Annotated in this window: 18 protein-coding genes; 12 read left to right on the top strand and 6 right to left on the bottom strand. The window is 39.9% G+C overall.

From position 1 onward, the window contains the following. Positions 1-651, top strand: a 651-nt coding sequence (locus ABYD77_RS06125; protein ID WP_372768028.1) for a TetR/AcrR family transcriptional regulator, incomplete at its 5' end; no start/stop codon positions are given. Here the strand turns inward: ABYD77_RS06125 and ABYD77_RS06120 are convergent. Together ABYD77_RS06120 and waaA are read right to left on the bottom strand one after the other, a co-directional pair. Further along, positions 648-1,199 (bottom strand): DUF1415 domain-containing protein, encoded by a 552-nt coding sequence (locus tag ABYD77_RS06120; RefSeq protein WP_372768026.1) that lies wholly within the window; start codon positions 1,197-1,199, stop codon positions 648-650. The genes ABYD77_RS06125 and ABYD77_RS06120 overlap by 4 nt on opposite strands. Next, positions 1,180-2,448, bottom strand: coding sequence for a lipid IV(A) 3-deoxy-D-manno-octulosonic acid transferase (gene waaA / locus ABYD77_RS06115; protein WP_372768024.1), 1,269 nt, complete (start codon positions 2,446-2,448; stop codon positions 1,180-1,182). The genes ABYD77_RS06120 and waaA overlap by 20 nt, the downstream gene beginning before the upstream one ends. 111 nt (positions 2,449-2,559) lie before the next feature. On the opposite strand from waaA, the gene ABYD77_RS06110 reads away from it, so the two are divergent. After that, a complete protein-coding gene (locus ABYD77_RS06110) occupies positions 2,560-3,972 on the top strand; it encodes a capsule assembly Wzi family protein (RefSeq protein WP_372768022.1) in 1,413 nt (470 codons plus the stop codon). Positions 3,973-4,006: 34 nt separating this feature from the next. Here the strand turns inward: ABYD77_RS06110 and ABYD77_RS06105 are convergent, their stop codons facing one another. After that, positions 4,007-5,116 (bottom strand): glycosyltransferase family 9 protein, encoded by a 1,110-nt coding sequence (locus ABYD77_RS06105; protein ID WP_372768020.1) that lies wholly within the window; start codon positions 5,114-5,116, stop codon positions 4,007-4,009. Positions 5,117-5,290: 174 nt separating this feature from the next. Between ABYD77_RS06105 and ABYD77_RS06100 the strand changes: the two genes are divergently transcribed. Continuing rightward, a complete protein-coding gene (locus ABYD77_RS06100) occupies positions 5,291-5,872 on the top strand; it encodes an SIS domain-containing protein (protein WP_372768018.1) in 582 nt (193 codons plus the stop codon). A gap of 10 nt (positions 5,873-5,882) precedes the next feature. Then, entirely contained in the window at positions 5,883-7,328 is a 1,446-nt protein-coding gene (gene hldE, locus ABYD77_RS06095) for a bifunctional D-glycero-beta-D-manno-heptose-7-phosphate kinase/D-glycero-beta-D-manno-heptose 1-phosphate adenylyltransferase HldE (protein ID WP_372768016.1), read from the top strand. 22 nt (positions 7,329-7,350) lie between these two features. Here hldE and ABYD77_RS06090 read toward each other — a convergent pair whose 3' ends face one another. Continuing rightward, positions 7,351-8,073, bottom strand: a complete 723-nt coding sequence (locus tag ABYD77_RS06090; protein WP_372768014.1) for a 3-deoxy-D-manno-octulosonic acid kinase — start codon at positions 8,071-8,073, stop codon at positions 7,351-7,353. A 100-nt stretch (positions 8,074-8,173) separates the two neighbouring features. Here ABYD77_RS06090 and ABYD77_RS06085 point away from each other — a divergent pair, with 100 nt between their 5' ends. The 6 genes from ABYD77_RS06085 to glpG all read left to right on the top strand — a co-directional run bounded on the left by ABYD77_RS06085 (position 8,174) and on the right by glpG (position 13,502). After that, positions 8,174-9,226 carry a glycosyltransferase family 9 protein gene (locus ABYD77_RS06085; protein ID WP_372768012.1) on the top strand — a complete coding sequence of 351 codons (1,053 nt, stop codon included), beginning with the start codon at positions 8,174-8,176 and terminating at the stop codon, positions 9,224-9,226. Beyond that, positions 9,226-9,783, top strand: a complete 558-nt coding sequence (gene gmhB, locus ABYD77_RS06080) for a D-glycero-beta-D-manno-heptose 1,7-bisphosphate 7-phosphatase (protein ID WP_372768010.1) — start codon at positions 9,226-9,228, stop codon at positions 9,781-9,783. Before ABYD77_RS06085 ends, gmhB begins: the two co-directional genes overlap by 1 nt. Positions 9,784-10,018: 235 nt before the next feature. Next, on the top strand, positions 10,019-11,215 hold the full coding sequence (locus ABYD77_RS06075) for a glycine C-acetyltransferase (RefSeq protein WP_372768008.1): 1,197 nt from the start codon (positions 10,019-10,021) through the stop codon (positions 11,213-11,215). Between the two features lie 46 nt (positions 11,216-11,261). Continuing rightward, a complete protein-coding gene (tdh, locus tag ABYD77_RS06070) occupies positions 11,262-12,287 on the top strand; it encodes an L-threonine 3-dehydrogenase (RefSeq protein WP_372768006.1) in 1,026 nt (341 codons plus the stop codon). A 58-nt stretch (positions 12,288-12,345) separates the two neighbouring features. Next, the gene (glpE, locus tag ABYD77_RS06065) at positions 12,346-12,669 is read left to right on the top strand and encodes a thiosulfate sulfurtransferase GlpE (protein WP_372768005.1); all 324 of its coding nucleotides are present in this window, start codon (positions 12,346-12,348) and stop codon (positions 12,667-12,669) included. Between the two features lie 5 nt (positions 12,670-12,674). After that, entirely contained in the window at positions 12,675-13,502 is an 828-nt protein-coding gene (gene glpG / locus ABYD77_RS06060) for a rhomboid family intramembrane serine protease GlpG (protein WP_372768003.1), read from the top strand. Positions 13,503-13,531: 29 nt separating this feature from the next. Here glpG and ABYD77_RS06055 read toward each other — a convergent pair whose 3' ends face one another. Beyond that, positions 13,532-13,927, bottom strand: a complete 396-nt coding sequence (locus tag ABYD77_RS06055) for a flagellar basal body-associated protein FliL (protein WP_372768001.1) — start codon at positions 13,925-13,927, stop codon at positions 13,532-13,534. A gap of 168 nt (positions 13,928-14,095) precedes the next feature. Between ABYD77_RS06055 and ABYD77_RS06050 the strand changes: the two genes are divergently transcribed. Continuing rightward, positions 14,096-14,635 (top strand): chorismate lyase, encoded by a 540-nt coding sequence (locus ABYD77_RS06050; protein WP_372767999.1) that lies wholly within the window; start codon positions 14,096-14,098, stop codon positions 14,633-14,635. Next, the gene (gene ubiA / locus ABYD77_RS06045) at positions 14,632-15,513 is read left to right on the top strand and encodes a 4-hydroxybenzoate octaprenyltransferase (protein ID WP_372767997.1); all 882 of its coding nucleotides are present in this window, start codon (positions 14,632-14,634) and stop codon (positions 15,511-15,513) included. The genes ABYD77_RS06050 and ubiA overlap by 4 nt, the downstream gene beginning before the upstream one ends. 137 nt (positions 15,514-15,650) lie before the next feature. On the opposite strand, the gene ABYD77_RS06040 is transcribed toward ubiA, so the two are convergent. After that, entirely contained in the window at positions 15,651-16,283 is a 633-nt protein-coding gene (locus ABYD77_RS06040) for a 2OG-Fe(II) oxygenase (protein ID WP_372767995.1), read from the bottom strand. Positions 16,284-16,334 lie beyond the last annotated feature (51 nt).

Below are 16,334 nucleotides of genomic sequence, written 5' to 3'. Positions count from 1 at the left end.
ACCAAGGATAAGATTATTCAAACCAGCATTGCGTTGTTTAACCAACACGGTGAGCGTGCAATTACTACCAACCACATCGCATCAGAAATGGGCATAAGCCCAGGTAACTTGTATTATCACTTTAAAAACAAAGAAGATATTTTACGACATATCTTTGGTCTGTACCAAAGCCATTTAAAAGAAAATTTCACACCAATGGATAAAAATTTGGATGTGATGGCGCAGCTTGCAGGTTATCTCGATTCGCTGGTTGATTTAATGTGGCGATTTAATTTCTTCTATAACAACTTAACGGATATTTTAGGTCGCGATAAAGAATTAAAGGCGCAATACCTTGTGCATCAAGCGCAACTAGTTGAGCAAGTTGTCGCCGTAATTAACGGTTTAAAATATGCCGAAGTAATTGCCATTGATGATTGCGATATTGAAGAGCTTGCACATATGGTAAAGCTGACGGTAAGTTTTTGGACCCCTTATGTGAAAGCACACAGCAAAGATAGTTCGCTAACTAAACAAGATATTTTTGGTGGTATTGTGAAAGTTATCTTACTGTTCAAACCTTATGCCCGCGGTGAAGGGCTTGAACAGTTGAAAAAGCTACAACAAGAGTATTTGAATAAACAACTCGAAGTTGAGCAAGCAGTCGCTTAATCTTTCTTTCCAGTTTGGCAGTGATTAAGTAATTGCTGCCAAAATGAAATGCCTTTTTCTCTCGCAAGTTTGATATTCGTTTCTGGAATGCCTTCTGGATCAGGGTGAATATCAAGTACTCGCGCCATTGATGCTTCTCTGATTAAATGTAGCGTTGGGTAGGGCGCGCGGTTAGTGTAGTTAGCTGCATCACTTTCATCGCTATCAGCAAATACATAGTCTGGGTGAAAGTTGGCAATTTGAATAAACCCTTCATAGCCACTTGAAACTAACATGGCATTGGCTAAATCCACTAAATCTAAAAAATCGTCAAAATTTTGAAAACCTTTACTAAAAATGTGTAAGCAGGTTTCTATCTCGTCGTTTTCACGCATTTGCTGTATCAGTGACAGCATTTCAATCACCGCATCTTCATGCGATTCAGTTTGGCTATCGACATATTCAATGGTGTTATTTACCACTTCTTTTTTTGCAAATGGGCAAAAGTTGTAGCCAACAATAACTTGGCTAACCCAGCTTTTTGTTTGCTCAATGGGGGAGAGTGTCATGTGAAATCTCATTTTCAATAAGCGCTATAGTGTGTTTAAGTGCGCCGCGATTGGTTTCTAAAATTTGATATGCGTTGTTACCAAGTGTATGCCTTTTTTCAGCATCGTTGGCTAGCGACAATAAATTGTCAAAAAGTGCTTTTGATGAATCAACACAAATACAGGCATTGTTACTAATTAATTGTGGGTATACATGTAAAAAGTTTGTGTAACTAGGGCCTGTTAAAATAGGTATATTAAATGCGGCTGCCTCTAATGGGTTATGACCTCCACGCGCTATTAAACTACCACCAATAAAGGCGCAATCGGCAGCACCAAACAACACCAACATTTCACCCATGGTATCGGCAAGCAATACGCTTTGCCCTGTATGCTTTTCTTTAGAGCGCTGACTAAATGAAATGTTATTTTGCTTAAGGTAATCGGCAACCTTATTAAATTGCTCTGGGTGTCGCGGTGCTATAATTAACAGCGCATTTGGTTTTTTCTCTAGTAGTAATAAGTGTGCATTAATTACTTGTTCATACTCACCTGGGTGCGTAGAGCCTGCAACCCAAATAAAATCATGAGATGAAAGCTGTGGTTTGAAAGCGCTAATTCTATCTTCAATCTCGGTATTGAGTTCAATATCAAATTTAATTGAGCCAGTAATTTTACTATTTTTTGAAGGTAATCCTAGTTGTAAAAAACGTTCGCTATCTTCTTTGTTGTGAGCTGCAAGTAAGTTAATACTGCGCATAATTTGTTTGCTTAGTGGCAAAATACGTTGATAGCCTTTAAGAGACTTTTCAGATAAACGCGCATTAATAACACATACAGGTATATGTTGTTGCTGCGCTTTAATTATTAAATTTGGCCATAGCTCTGTTTCTAAAATAATAATGGCTTTGGGCTTTAAGGCTTTAAAAAATCGCCCTATTGCGCAGGGAAAGTCGAGCGGTAGGTACACGTGCTGTAAAGTATTGCCAAATTGCTTTTGAATTTCAGCTGAGCCAGTGGGTGTATTACAAGTAAGTGTAATTGAATAATTGTCTTTAAGCTGATGGATAAGCTTACTTGCAGCCATCAATTCACCTACAGAGGCACAATGAATAACAAGGCTATCAGGTTTAAAATGCGCGTTATAAAAAGCCAGCCTTTCTGCCCAACGTTTGCGATATTCAGGCGCTTTTTTTCCTCGTAGCCAAAGGTGTAAAAACACCAAGGGGGAAAGAATATATAAAAAAAAGCTGTAAATTAAACGCGCCATAGTTACCTCAACCAGTATCGCCGCGAGTTATAACATATTTATACAATTTTTGCTGCGATTAGTGATCGCCTTTTGTTATCATGGTTGCATAATTTTATAACTATTGCGCTTATGAAACTCCGTAATTTATTGTTATTTGTCAGTGCTTTTGTTGCTACTGAAAGCATGGCAAAACCTACCGTTTATTTACCTTTAGGCATTGATGCTCACCTCGAAAGTCAACTCGACCGCATGTTTGTATTAACTCGTGGTACGCCAATGCATAAACCTTATGCATTAAGCGAAGTGGATATTGCACTTAAGCAAGTTAAAAACAAAGATAGCCAGCTCTACCGTTATTTAGTTGCTGAACTAAAGCGTTACCGTGGCAATGATAAAATCAGTCGTTATGGCCTTCGCACAACTGTAAGTAGCGGTGATGAAATGCCAATAGCCAATCAGCGTGGTTTAACAAGCGATGAGTATGCACAGGGCTTTTTTGAGGGCGTTTGGCGACCTAATGATTTTATGTTAGCGCAAGTGGGTGTTGATTATCGGGTAAAAGAACAAGACTTAGTAGCGTACAACTCAACGTTAAGTATGGCTGCTGCTAATCTTCAGCTAGATATTGGCTACAAAGATCATTGGTATTCACCTTTTAAAAATTCGGCGCAAATTATGTCGAACAATGCACAAATGCCAATGAGTATTTCACTCAGCACAGTTGTGCCACTAAATAACTGGTGGAATCTAGATTTTGATTTGTTTTATACCGAATTAGACGAAGTGAAAGACGGTATTCAATATCAAGGCGAGTGGCATGATGGCAGTCCTAAACTGGTTGGTATGCATGGTTCAATTGAACCTTTACAAGGTTGGAAGATTGGCTTTAACCGTGCCATGCAATTTGGCGGAGGCCCACGCAAAACAGATATTAGTGATATTTTTAAAGCGTTTTTTGATCCATCAGGTAACGATAATGCGGATGGCGATTTAAGTACCGATGATGAATTTGGCGACCAAATGATCTCATTCACCTCAAGTGTGTATTTTGACTGGGGTATGCCAGTTGAGATTTACGCTGAATATGGTGCGGAAGATACACTGCATAACAGCAACTTTAAATTTGGCAATCAAACCATTTCGTTTGGTACATATTTACCAAAGCTTACGCATAACTCATCTTTAAGATACGAATACAATAAATGGAATACTCTTTGGTATGTGCACCATTTATACAAAAATGGTAACACCAACCAAGGATTCACATTTGGTCATTTTGGCGCAGATAATCGCAACTTTGGTGATGGCGTGCCTGCAGATGTCCACACACTTAATTACGACTATTTTGAATCAGTACTGAGCTCTTGGCAGTTTAAGGCAAGTACACAAAATAATGATGGTGAAGCATATCAGCGAGCTTATTCTTTATCGTTAACTAACAGCCGTAAAGTGGGTGAGTACCGTGTTGAAACCAGCTTAACCGGTGGTAAAAATGTGTATGACGAGGATTATGGTTATTTATCTGTAACTATGTTCTGGTAACAAATGGGTTAGGCTCAGTGCTTGCTGGGCCTAGCTACAATAATTGACTTGCCGCTTTAACAACTTCAGATACAGCAATATTATCCACTCGTTTCTTCCCTGTTAATACCTTACTTGCCTGCAAAGGGCGCCAGTTTGAAGCCGATTTTCTGATAAGCGCTACTTGCGGTAATGAAAGGCTGCTGGCTAAGTGCATTATGGCAGTTTCTACGGAAACCACTAAATCACACGCTAACATCATACTGGGTAGTTCAAAAAAATCGTCAGTTGCAGAAAAGGCAATTACAGCGATATCTTTTTGCTCTGCACACCAAGCCGTTACTTCATCTAATTTATGCGGTGGTGTATTTAAAACAAACAGTGTGTTGGGTGCTTGCTTTGTAAGCTGGTGGGCAAATTCGGCAAGTTGTGTATTTTGCCAATCACGCTTTTCATTTGTTGAAATGTGATTAATAAAAAGTGTATTGCCTTGGCTTAAACCTAGTTGATTTCGCCATAGCGCAATTTGTTGTTTGCTTTTTTCATTGAGTGTATCGTTTGGTGTTATTTCTCGTGAACGCAGTTGATCATCCAGCGAAACGGCAAATAACCGCGAAAACACATGATTATAAAAATCACTAATATGCTGACATTTTGAAAGAACGTTAGAATCAATAGCAACATTTAGCGCTTTAAATTGGCCGCGATAAAGTAAGCGTGACAGCGTATCTTTTGGTGTTGTGCCTGCGATTTGCGCATTAGGATTAATTGCTTTTGCTACTTTTAAATAAGCAGGCGCACGGGTTGTAGCAACAAATACAATGACATCGTATTGCTCTTTTGAAGCTTTTGAAATTAGTTCATTACGATGTTGTTCTGAATGCGCAATTGGGTAAATTGCATTGAGGTGACTTTCTTTGGTAAGCCACTGCTGCAGAGTAGCATTTCTGCCAGTATGCCATGATTTTTGATGACTTCGACAATCATCCATCCACACGTCAATTTGCACACCTGGATAAGCATCAGCAAGCGCTTTTAAAAAAGCGCCTTGATAGACATAATCACCCAATGCTAGGTGAGTCATATACAAGACTTTGCTTTCTTTAGTCAGCGTTATTTCTGGTGTGTGTGTGTTCAAATTGGCTAATTGCTTTGTGTAATGCACTTAATTCTCCCTGCGCATGAGCCTAAATTGTACCAAACAACCTAAGGGCAAGTGTAGTGATCTTAAAAATTTAACAAACTGAAGAGTAAGAAAAGGTAACAAACCTCGCCATTTTGAGTGGATTAGGTATAAAATGATGCCAATTATTCAAAAAAAGCAATTATCGAAAGGCCTATGGAAGCGATAACAAACTCATATTTAGCCAGCCTAGAACGTCACCGTAATGTGTTCGCCATTATGGAGCAATATCAACAGCAATCACTTTCTCTTTTACAAGCTTGCCAAGAGACGTTGGAAAAGGGTGGTAAAGTTATTTGGTTTGGTAATGGTGGCAGTGCAGCTGACTCACAACATTTAGCCGCTGAATTTGTAGTTCGTTATAAAAATGAGCGTGGACCACTCGCATCTATTGCGCTAACAACTGATACCTCAATTCTTACAGCGCATTCAAACGACTACCATTTTGATACCGTTTTTGAGCGTCAAATCTTAGCTTTATGTAAACCAGAAGATTTAGTGATCGGTTTAACAACATCAGGTACCAGTGCGAATATTAATCTTGCCTTAGCAGCCGCTAACAAAATTGGTGCTTATACTGTGGCACTCACTGGTCGTGACGGTGGTCAGGTAAAAGACATTGCAACATTGCCGATTATCATTGCTAACGATGAAACTGCACGTATTCAAGAAGCGCATATGTTTATTGGTCATTGGTTATGTGAAGCCATCGATATGCTAGTTGCACAAAAGAGCTAAGTACTGAATTATGGATTTGTCATATTTTAATCGATTATCAAACAGCAAAATTTTAGTTGTTGGCGATGTTATGCTTGATCGCTATTGGCATGGCGATACAGGCCGTATTTCACCCGAAGCACCAGTACCTGTTGTAAAAGTTAGTGGCCTTGAAGATAAAGCCGGTGGCGCAGCAAACGTTGCGAAAAACATTGCGCACCTTGACGGTAAAGTAAGCTTACTCGGTATTATTGGTGAGGATGATAATGGGCAAAGCCTAGAAGCTCTGCTGAAATCTGAAAATATTGACTCGCAGTTGATCCGCCAATCAGAAGCGCCAACAATCGCAAAAATGCGTGTAATTAGTCGCCATCAACAAGTAGTCAGGTTAGATCTTGAAGAGCGCTTTAGCGAAGTACATTCTCAGTTATTACTTGAACAGTTGAAAGCGATAATCACTGAATTCGATCTTGTTGTTTTCTCTGATTACAACAAAGGCTCACTGCACTTAATATCCGAAATGATCACAGTGGTTAAAAATGCTGGCAAAACGGTATTAGTAGATCCAAAATCAAAGCAACTTGCCGATTATCGAGGTGCAGACTTTATCACACCAAATCTTACCGAGTTTAAAGCTGCAGGCGGCGTGGTTGGTGATGAAGACATCATTACACAAAGCGCGCGTACCATTGTGGCTGAATGTGGTTTAGGCGCGATGTTACTGACTCGCTCTGAGCAGGGTATGTCACTTATTACACCAAGTGAAAAACATGATTTTGCCGCGCAAGTTCATGAAGTGTCTGATGTAACGGGTGCAGGTGACACCGTTATTGCAACACTGGCGGTAATGTTAAGTACTGGTATGCCAGCACCACAAGCGGTTGAAATAGCAAATATTGCAGCGGGGCTAGTAGTTGCAAAACTTGGTGCAGCAACGGTTTCACCTGAAGAGTTAAGTGCAAAATTAACTCAGTATTTACGCGATACCGGTGAGCAATATCAAGCACCTGCTGAAGAAGTGTTGCATCATATTGAGTTAGCACGCCAGCGCGGTGAAAAAATCGTATTTACTAATGGTTGCTTTGATATTTTACATGCCGGGCATGTGCGCTATTTAGCGCAAGCCAAAGCGCGCGGTGATAAGCTGGTGGTTGGTTTAAATAATGATGCATCAATTAGCCGCTTAAAAGGGCCAACACGACCGGTTAACCCATTAGATGAGCGCGCCACAGTAATTAACGCATTGGCATCAGTAGATTGGGTTATCCCGTTTGGTTCTGAAGCGGAAAATGATACGCCAGCGAAATTAATTGAGCGTGTTAAACCTGATGTATTAGTGAAAGGCGGCGATTATAAAGTATCTGAAATCGCTGGTGCAGACTTTGTGCTTGCTAATGGCGGCAAAGTTGAAGTTCTTGAGTTTGTTAATGGTTGCTCTACTTCAAACGTGATTAAAAAAATCCAAAGCGACAGTTAATAACTACAAATTGTTAAGCGCACTAATCTGCTTTTAGTGCGCTTTTATATGCTTCTAAAAACACTTGCCAATCATTCTCTTGCCAATAAAAAGGGCTGTTGCGATATGCTTCTTTAGCAAATGAGCGCGCTAATCGCTCGATATTATTCTGATTACGTTTGGCATTAAATGCGCCCAATGTGCCTCTATCAAAATCAATTAAGTACACATTTTTGTTACTTATCAGAATATTATTAATGTTCAGATCGGCGTGATTCACACCATGGTTGTGGAAACTCGCGATAGTTTCAGCAATTTGCACTATCTCTTGTTCTAAAAGTGAACGTGTTTTTAGAATATCGAGTACGCTTTGTGCGTTTGGCAGTGCCTCAGTAATAATATCACCGCGATAAATTAATCCTCTTCGAGTGACTTTTGCCGCAATTGCACTTGGTACTGGCAGGCCTTTTTCTTTCATTTCAACAAGCAGTGCAAACTCTTTATAGGTTCGGGTATTTTTGAGACCAAAATAGGCATATTGATCGCTCAATAACTTGCCGATTAATCCACCGCGCCAATAGTGACGCAATACACCTATTTTTTCACCGCAATTGAAAAAGTAAGTTGTTGCACGGCCTTTTTTCTCGGCGCGAATTAAATCGTTACTGGCTAAGAAAGTGACATCAAACAATGAGGCATCAAACTCACCGTTAAATGATTTTGGTGTAATGATTGATGTTGAACCTAAATGTTGAATTGAAAGCATGGCGAATGTGTTTAAAAGTGATTGCGTGCAAAAAGGGATTATACCAAGTTTTAATTTACGTTAAACTGCACGCATCTATTTATATGTTTTTAGGTAAATTGTGAGTTTACAGGGCCCATTTAACGATATTTGTATTTTGCGTCTTTCGGCAATTGGCGACGTGTGTCATGCCGTCTCTGCGGTTCAGGCTATTCAGAAGCACTATCCAAACGCTAAAATTACTTGGGTGGTAGGCAAAATCGAGGCGATGTTACTGGCAGATTTACCTGGTGTTGAACTGGTTGTATTTGACAAAAAGCAAGGTAAAGCGGCGTTTCAGACTCTTAAACAGCATTTTAAAGGCCGCAAGTTTGATGTACTGCTTCATATGCAAGTCGCACTACGTGCCAATTTAGTTGCACGTATTATTCCTGCAAAAGTGAAAGTAGGTTTCGATTGGCACCGTGCCAAAGAAGGACACTTTTTATTTACCAACCACCGTATTGAGGCTGAAAAAGAAGCTCATGTACTCGAGGGTTTTCGTGGTTTCGCAAAAGCCATAGGTGTACCGCATTATGAGCCATCATGGCAGATGCCTGTAACCCAAGAAGACCGAGACTTTGCTGAACAATTATTATCGCCACTTGGCGCTAAAGTACTGGTGCTTTCGCCTGCGGCAAGTAAAGCTGAGCGCAATTGGTTACCTGAGCGTTATGCTGAAGTGGCAGATTACGCGAAAGAGCAAGGTTTTAGTGTGGTAATTACTGGCGGCCCTACTGAACTTGAAATTGCCCTTGCAAAGCAGATTGAAGCAGCGATGAAATCGAGCGCTCTTAATTTGGTTGGCAAAACTAATTTAAAGCAGCTGTTATGCGTATTAGAAAAAGCGTCGTTGGTTATAGCGCCAGATACGGGGCCCGCACATATGGCGGTCACTATGGCGACCCCGGTAATTGGGCTGTATGCACATTCAAATCCTGCGCGCACAGGTCCGTATTTATATCAAGATTATGTTGTTGAGGTATATCATCAAAACTTAAAACAACAAACAGGCAAGACTGCAGAGCAACTGCCTTGGGGTACGCGCGTTAAAGGTAAAGAGCTCATGCAGCAAATTAGTGTCGAAAGTGTAATGCAAATGTTTGACCGTGTAGTAAAAGAAAAGGCGTTGTAATGGGTAATAAGGCTGTTTTCCTTGATAGAGATGGTGTTGTAAACGTAGATCACGCTTATGTATATAAAATCGAAGATTTTGAATTTATTGATGGTGTATTTGAGGCATGTAAGCAATTTCAAGCATGTGGCTATCAAATTGTTATTGTAACGAATCAGTCTGGGATTGGCCGTGGTTACTATACGGAGCAAGATTTTGACCTACTGACAAAGTGGATGGTAGAGCAATTTAAACAGCACGAAATAGAAATCAGTAAAGTGTATTTTTGTCCGCATCACCCAACAAAAGGTATCGCCGACTACCAGCAAGATTGTGATTGCCGTAAACCGAAACCTGGAATGTTATTGCAGGGGATTAAAGAACTATCTCTTGATGCTAGAGAGTGCATTATGTTTGGCGACAAAGGTTCAGATATGTTAGCTGCAACTGCTGCGGGATTTAAAAAGAAAATTTTAGTTAAATCAGGCCAAAGCTTAACTGATGAAGAGCTTTCCTTAGCAGATGAAGTGTGGAATTCACTTGATTGTGCGAGTGAAAAATTTAGTGAAAACAACTGAGAATAATTGTCGCAATATTTAAAATGCAGTTTTTTATACTGTATTTAATCTTTATTTTGGATTTATTCACTTTTCTAAATGCATTTACTAGTAATAAGTGCATTTATCTACCTAACCTTTTACAATTACACTCCTAAATTTAAGCTACAATTTTAAAGCTTAGCGTATGTTTTTTGCACGTTTTGTGCGTAAACACATTTCCGCAACCCGTTCTATTAGGCATTGGAGACTTTGGATGAGAGCATCTGCATTTTTTGATCAGCTTAAGCAACAGATTGACCAAGTAAAAGAAGATGGATTATATAAAAGTGAGCGTGTGATCACATCACAGCAGCAAGCTGAAATTCAAGTTGCTTCTGGCGACTCAGTAATTAACTTTTGTGCAAATAACTACTTAGGTTTAGCAAATCACCCAGAGTTAATTAATGCCGCAAAGGCAGGTCTAGATGATCATGGCTTTGGTGTTGCGTCTGTTCGTTTTATCTGTGGTACACAAGATATTCATAAAACGTTAGAAGCGAAAATCAGTAACTTCTTAAAAACAGAAGATACTATTCTTTATTCTTCATGTTTTGACGCCAACGCTGGTCTTTTTGAAACGATTCTAGGCCCAGAAGATGCCATTATCTCTGACTCATTAAACCATGCTTCAATTATTGATGGTGTGCGTTTATGTAAAGCAAAGCGCTTCCGTTATGCTAATAACGACATGGCTGATTTAGAGCAGCAATTAATCGCAGCTGATGAAGCAGGCGCAAAAACTAAGTTAATTGCAACTGACGGCGTGTTTTCAATGGACGGTGTTATTTGTAACTTAGAAGCGTTATGCGATTTGGCTGACAAATATGATGCACTGGTTATGGTTGATGATTCTCACGCTGTGGGTTTTGTTGGCGAAAATGGTCGTGGTACGCCTGAGTATTGCAATGTAATGGATCGTGTTGACATTATCACGGGTACATTAGGTAAGGCACTTGGTGGCGCTTCAGGCGGTTACACATCTGGTAAAGCTGAAATTGTCGAGTGGTTACGTCAGCGCTCTCGTCCATACTTATTCTCAAACTCATTAGCACCTTCAATTGTTACGGCTTCAATTAAAGTGCTTGAAATGCTTGCAGATGGTAAAGCGCTTCGTGATACGCTTTGGCAAAATGCAGCTTACTTCCGTGAGCAAATGGAAGCGGTTGGCTTTACCTGTGCCGGTAAAGACCATGCAATTATTCCTGTGATGTTAGGCGATGCAAAATTGGCTTCTGAAATGGCCGATAAGTTACTTGCCGAAGGCATTTACGTAACAGGGTTCTCATTCCCTGTGGTACCAAAAGGTCAAGCGCGTATTCGTACACAAATCTCTGCTGCGCATACGCGTGAGCAATTAGATAAAGCAATTGCTGCATTTACCCGTATTGGTAAAGAGTTAGGTATTATTTAATTTGATATTGGCCTGTTTATAACAGGCCTTTTTTGTGAGTAAAAAGATGAAAGCATTATCAAAGCTTAAAGCTGAACCAGGGATCTGGATGACAGAAACGGCTAAACCGGAAGTTGGCCACAATGACTTATTAATCAAAATCCGTAAAACAGCGATCTGTGGCACGGATGTGCATATCTACAAATGGGATGAATGGTCGCAAAATACTATTCCAGTTCCTATGGTTGTTGGTCACGAATACGTTGGCGAAGTAGTGGATATGGGCCAAGAAGTACGTGGTTTTAAAGTAGGTGATCGCGTATCAGGTGAAGGTCATATTACCTGTGGTCACTGTCGTAACTGTCGTGCAGGTCGTGTTCACTTATGTCGCAACACAACTGGTGTTGGCGTAAACCGCGAAGGTGCATTTGCTGAGTACTTAGTTATTCCTGCATACAATGCGTTTAAAATTCCTGACAACATCCCTGATGAATTAGCATCAATCTTTGACCCGTTTGGTAATGCTGTGCACACAGCGCTGTCGTTTGACTTAGTGGGTGAAGATGTACTGATTACCGGCGCTGGCCCAATTGGTATTATGGCTGCAGCAGTTGCTAAACACGTGGGTGCGCGTCATGTGGTAATTACTGATGTGAATGAATACCGTTTAGACTTGGCACTTAAAATGGGTGCAACACGTGCCGTAAACGTCGCAAATGAAAAGCTTGAAGATGTAATGAAAGAGCTTGGCATGACGGAAGGCTTTGATATTGGCCTTGAAATGTCAGGTGTACCGAGCGCGTTTAACAGTATGCTAAATAACATGAACCATGGCGGTAAAATTGCCATGCTAGGTATTCCACCATCAGATATGGCGGTTGACTGGAATCAGGTTATTTTTAAAGGGTTAATCATTAAGGGCATTTATGGCCGTGAAATGTTTGAAACTTGGTACAAAATGGCAAGTTTAATTCAATCAGGCTTAGATTTATCGCCAATTATTACCCATGAATTCCATATTGATGACTTCCAAAAAGGCTTTGATACCATGATTTCAGGCCAATCGGGCAAAGTTATTTTAAATTGGGATTAAGCTATCGCTTGATGATATTATAAAGGGAGCATTTGCTCCCTTTTTTATTGAGGTATATATGTCATATAAACATATTTCAGTGTCGCAAACCGCGGCATTATTATCGAATGACAATGTTGTTATTGCCGATATTCGTGACCCGAATAGTTTTCAATCTGCGCGTATCCCGGGCTCAGAACGTTTATCCAATGAAAACTTGGGGCAATTTTTAAATGAAAAAGATTACGAACAACCTATTGTTGTAGTTTGTTATCACGGCATCAGTTCTCAAACAGCTGCAAGCTATTTGGTAGAGCAAGGCTTTGAAGATGTTTACAGTATGGATGGTGGCTTTGCCGCATGGGGTACTGAGCAAGTAGACAACGTTGAGTCAGGTGCGTAATCATAGTGAAACAACTTGCCACGCTAAGTAATGTGAGGGCTGCACAAGGTTTTTGTGATTATCTTAATAGCATTAATATTCACTGTGAGTTAAAACCCATAAGCAGTGAACAAGTGACTTTGTTTGTATCAGATGAACAGTTCGATAACGCTTACAAAGAGCTTGAATTGTTCCTCGCGGATCCTAATCAAGCAAAGTACTATGAAGCGTCTTGGCAAGTTGGCTCAACCAATAATGGACTGAGCTATGTGGGTAACTCACTCAATTTACTGCCGCGCTTTTTCAAGTTGTCACTGCTTATTCAGGGTGTTTCGATACTGTCTATTTTCGTTTATGGCGCCTTTATACTAGGTGGCTTTGAATGGCTGTTTCCTTACTTACAATTTTCGCCTGTTAAAATTTACTCGTGGCTCACGCCCACCATAATGCACTTCTCGGCAATGCATTTGATTTTTAATTTGATGTGGTGGATGTATCTTGGCGATAAAATCTCAGAGCAACTAGGAAAACGCTTTTTAGTGTTGGTATTTATTGTTACTGCGCTTGCGAGCAATTGGCTTCAGTTTTCCCTTGAAAATGCAAACTTTGGTGGTCTCTCTGGCGTAGTTTACGGCTTACTCGGTTTTTGTTGGTTGTATGGGCATATTGCAGGCAATACTAAGTTAGCGATTAGCCCATCTATTGTTGGCTTTATGTTGGTGTGGCTAGTACTAGGCTTTGCTGATGTGTTGTTTATCAATATGGCAAATTGGGCGCACTTAGGTGGGCTTGTTGCTGGTGCATTATTGGGTGTTTTCGTTGCGAATAGCCATAAAAAAAGCAAAGTTAATTAACTTTGCTTTTTTTCACATGATTAGTGAAATTAATAATATAGATATTTAGTAAACAGCACATCATGAACAATTTCTTGTCCTGTTTCTTCTTTAAGCAATTCTTTTACTCGCTCACTGCAGCGTTTACGTATTTCCTCGCGGCCTGTTAGCGATTTAACGTGCTCTTCTTGCTCTTTACTAATAATTTCTACAATTGCATCACGCAATAATGGTTGATGATGCTCTACAACTTCTAAGTTACCCATATCTTTAATCATCAATTCAACGGTAACTCGCACATAGCCAAGTTTTTTATTTGATGTTGCAATGTAGTTGGTAATTATGTCCGGCTCGAAGCCAAAATAGCCAAAGTTTGATGCAGCTAATGCCTTAGGCGTTGAAAGTGATAATAAAAGTGTAATTAGAAATATCGATAGGCTACGCATTGCGTGACTAACACCTTGTTTTTCCCTTAGTAACTAATCAATAATAATACTTGATTATGAGCTTTTTACTAGTCACTTACTGGGAATTTAATGGAAAATTTAATTTCTCATTTAGCTCATTCCTGAGCAGTGCTAAAATGACGCGTTATTTTTTTGCAGCAGGTTATTGTGTTAACTTTTCCTTTAGATATTTCATCGCAGTGGCATCAGAATTTTACAGAGTTAGATAGCTCGCGCAGCGAGTGGTTATTGGAGACTGGATCGCTTACTGCAAAATTAAAGCAAACATTTTCTGAATTTAGCGTAAAAGTGCTTAGCGAAACACGGATTATGTTGACTGAATCCCAAGCAAAAATTATGGGGATAGAGCAACAAACGGCACTTTGTAGAGAAGTGATTCTATATGGTGATAATAAACCACGTGTCTATGCGCAAAGCTGGATCCCGCTTGCGCCGCTTGAAGAGAACAGCCTGTTTCTCTCTTTAGGGGAACGTCCACTCGGTGAGTTCATCTTTCAGCATCCTGACTTAGTTAGAGAAAACTTGATGATTACTGATTTTACAAAGCACTCGGCGTTACAAGCACTATTAACGAGTTTAGCTATTGAAGCGAGTTATGTGTCAGCAAGGCGCAGTATTTTTCACTTAGCAGATTTAAAATTAATGGTGTGTGAAGCCTTTTTGCCAGGAGTATTTGACTCACTATGATCCAGTTAACGTGGCAAAATCGAGATGCCTATAAAGCATTAATGCGAACCGATAAACCTATAGGTACCTTGTTATTATTATGGCCAACTTACTGGGCATTATGGCTAGCAAGCTCTGGGGTGCCTGATCTCGGTATTTTAGCAATTTTTACTGCTGGCGCGTTTGTTATGCGCAGTGCTGGTTGTGTGATTAATGACTTTGCCGATCGCAAGGTTGATGGTTTGGTTAAGCGCACCCATATGCGTCCATTAGCCTCTGGTAAAGCAACCGCAACTGAAGCAATTCAACTTTTTATTGTGTTGATTATATGTGCATTTATTCTGGTGCTGTTTTTAAATTGGCAAACGATTCTATTGTCGTTTGGAGCCTTGGCGTTGGCGTTTTGTTATCCCTTTATGAAGCGTTATACCCACTTGCCGCAGGTAGTGCTTGGCGCTGCATTTAGCTGGTCGATTCCGATGGCTTATATGGCTGTGCTTGGTGAAGTGCCCGGGGAAGCATGGTTGCTGTATTTTGCCAATCTCGTTTGGACTGTGGCATACGATACCATGTACGGTATGGTCGACAGAGATGATGATTTAAAAATAGGTGTGAAATCGACCGCTATTTTGTTTGGCCGATTTGACAAAATAGCAGTGCTGTTGCTGCAAATCGTATTTTTACTGACCTTAGTATTTATTGGCTTTAACCGTAATTTGCCGTGGCCATTTGACGTCGGCGTGCTGTTATCAGCATTTTTGTTAGCCCATCAGCAAGTTAAAATTAAGCACCGCGATCGCGATGCATGTTTCTGGGCATTTTTAAATAATAACTATGTTGGTTTATTTGTCTTTATGGGAATAGCAACTAGCTTTATACCAATTCACTTAAGTAGCTGAACATCCTAGCGGACTAAATATCATGTTAACTGCTTTAGAATTTATCAATGTAGAACAACTACATAAGAAAAATTACGCCTTGTTAGCATTTCATTTATCCAGCGCTATTCTTAATCACATACTTAACAGAATTGGTATTATTGGCTAGGATCAACGAAGTTTGCGCTCGAATTATTCTTCCTAAACCATCCGGCAATCGAATAGCGAGTACTTGCAGCTGCTAATACTTCGTGAGGAAAACGCTCGCTTTCAAAACAAATGAGCGTGCCCGCTGTTGGTGAGACTTTCGCTAATGGCGCTTTTCCCTTTTCAGGGTAAATTAATAATTCACCCCCTTCTACTGGGGTGTTTAAATAACACACTGTAGTAAATACACGGTTAGATTTCCCTTTAAACGCATCTAAATGCTTTTTGTAAAAATCACCTTGCTGATAAATGGCAAAATGACATTCGTAATCAAATAATCCAAGAAAAAAGTTTTGATTGATGGTAGTTCTAATTTCTTCCATTAATGCAAGGTAATCTTGCTCTGCTTTGGTCGTGCCATCAAACCATTTTGTTTTGTCACTGCGTATAGTACTGGCTTGTTGTAAGTCTTGATGACGTCCAATTTTGGCAAATTGAAATTGGTCAGATTGGGCTTCACATTGCTTTTTAAGGTCAGAGATAAGGTGTTCGGGCAGGGCATTTTCAATAATGCTATAACCATGTTTAGCTATGTCATTTAGCAAAGAATCGAAAGAAAAAGCAAATTGTAGTGTGTTAGACATAAATAACGCCAATTAAATAAATTGGCGTTATTTTAATGGACAATTAAGCTG

This window comes from Pseudoalteromonas sp., assembly GCF_041629635.1.
Taxonomy (GTDB): Bacteria; Pseudomonadota; Gammaproteobacteria; order Enterobacterales; family Alteromonadaceae; genus Pseudoalteromonas.
The sequence above is the reverse complement of the archived record's forward strand: the minus strand, read 5'-3'. Positions and strand labels throughout refer to the sequence as shown.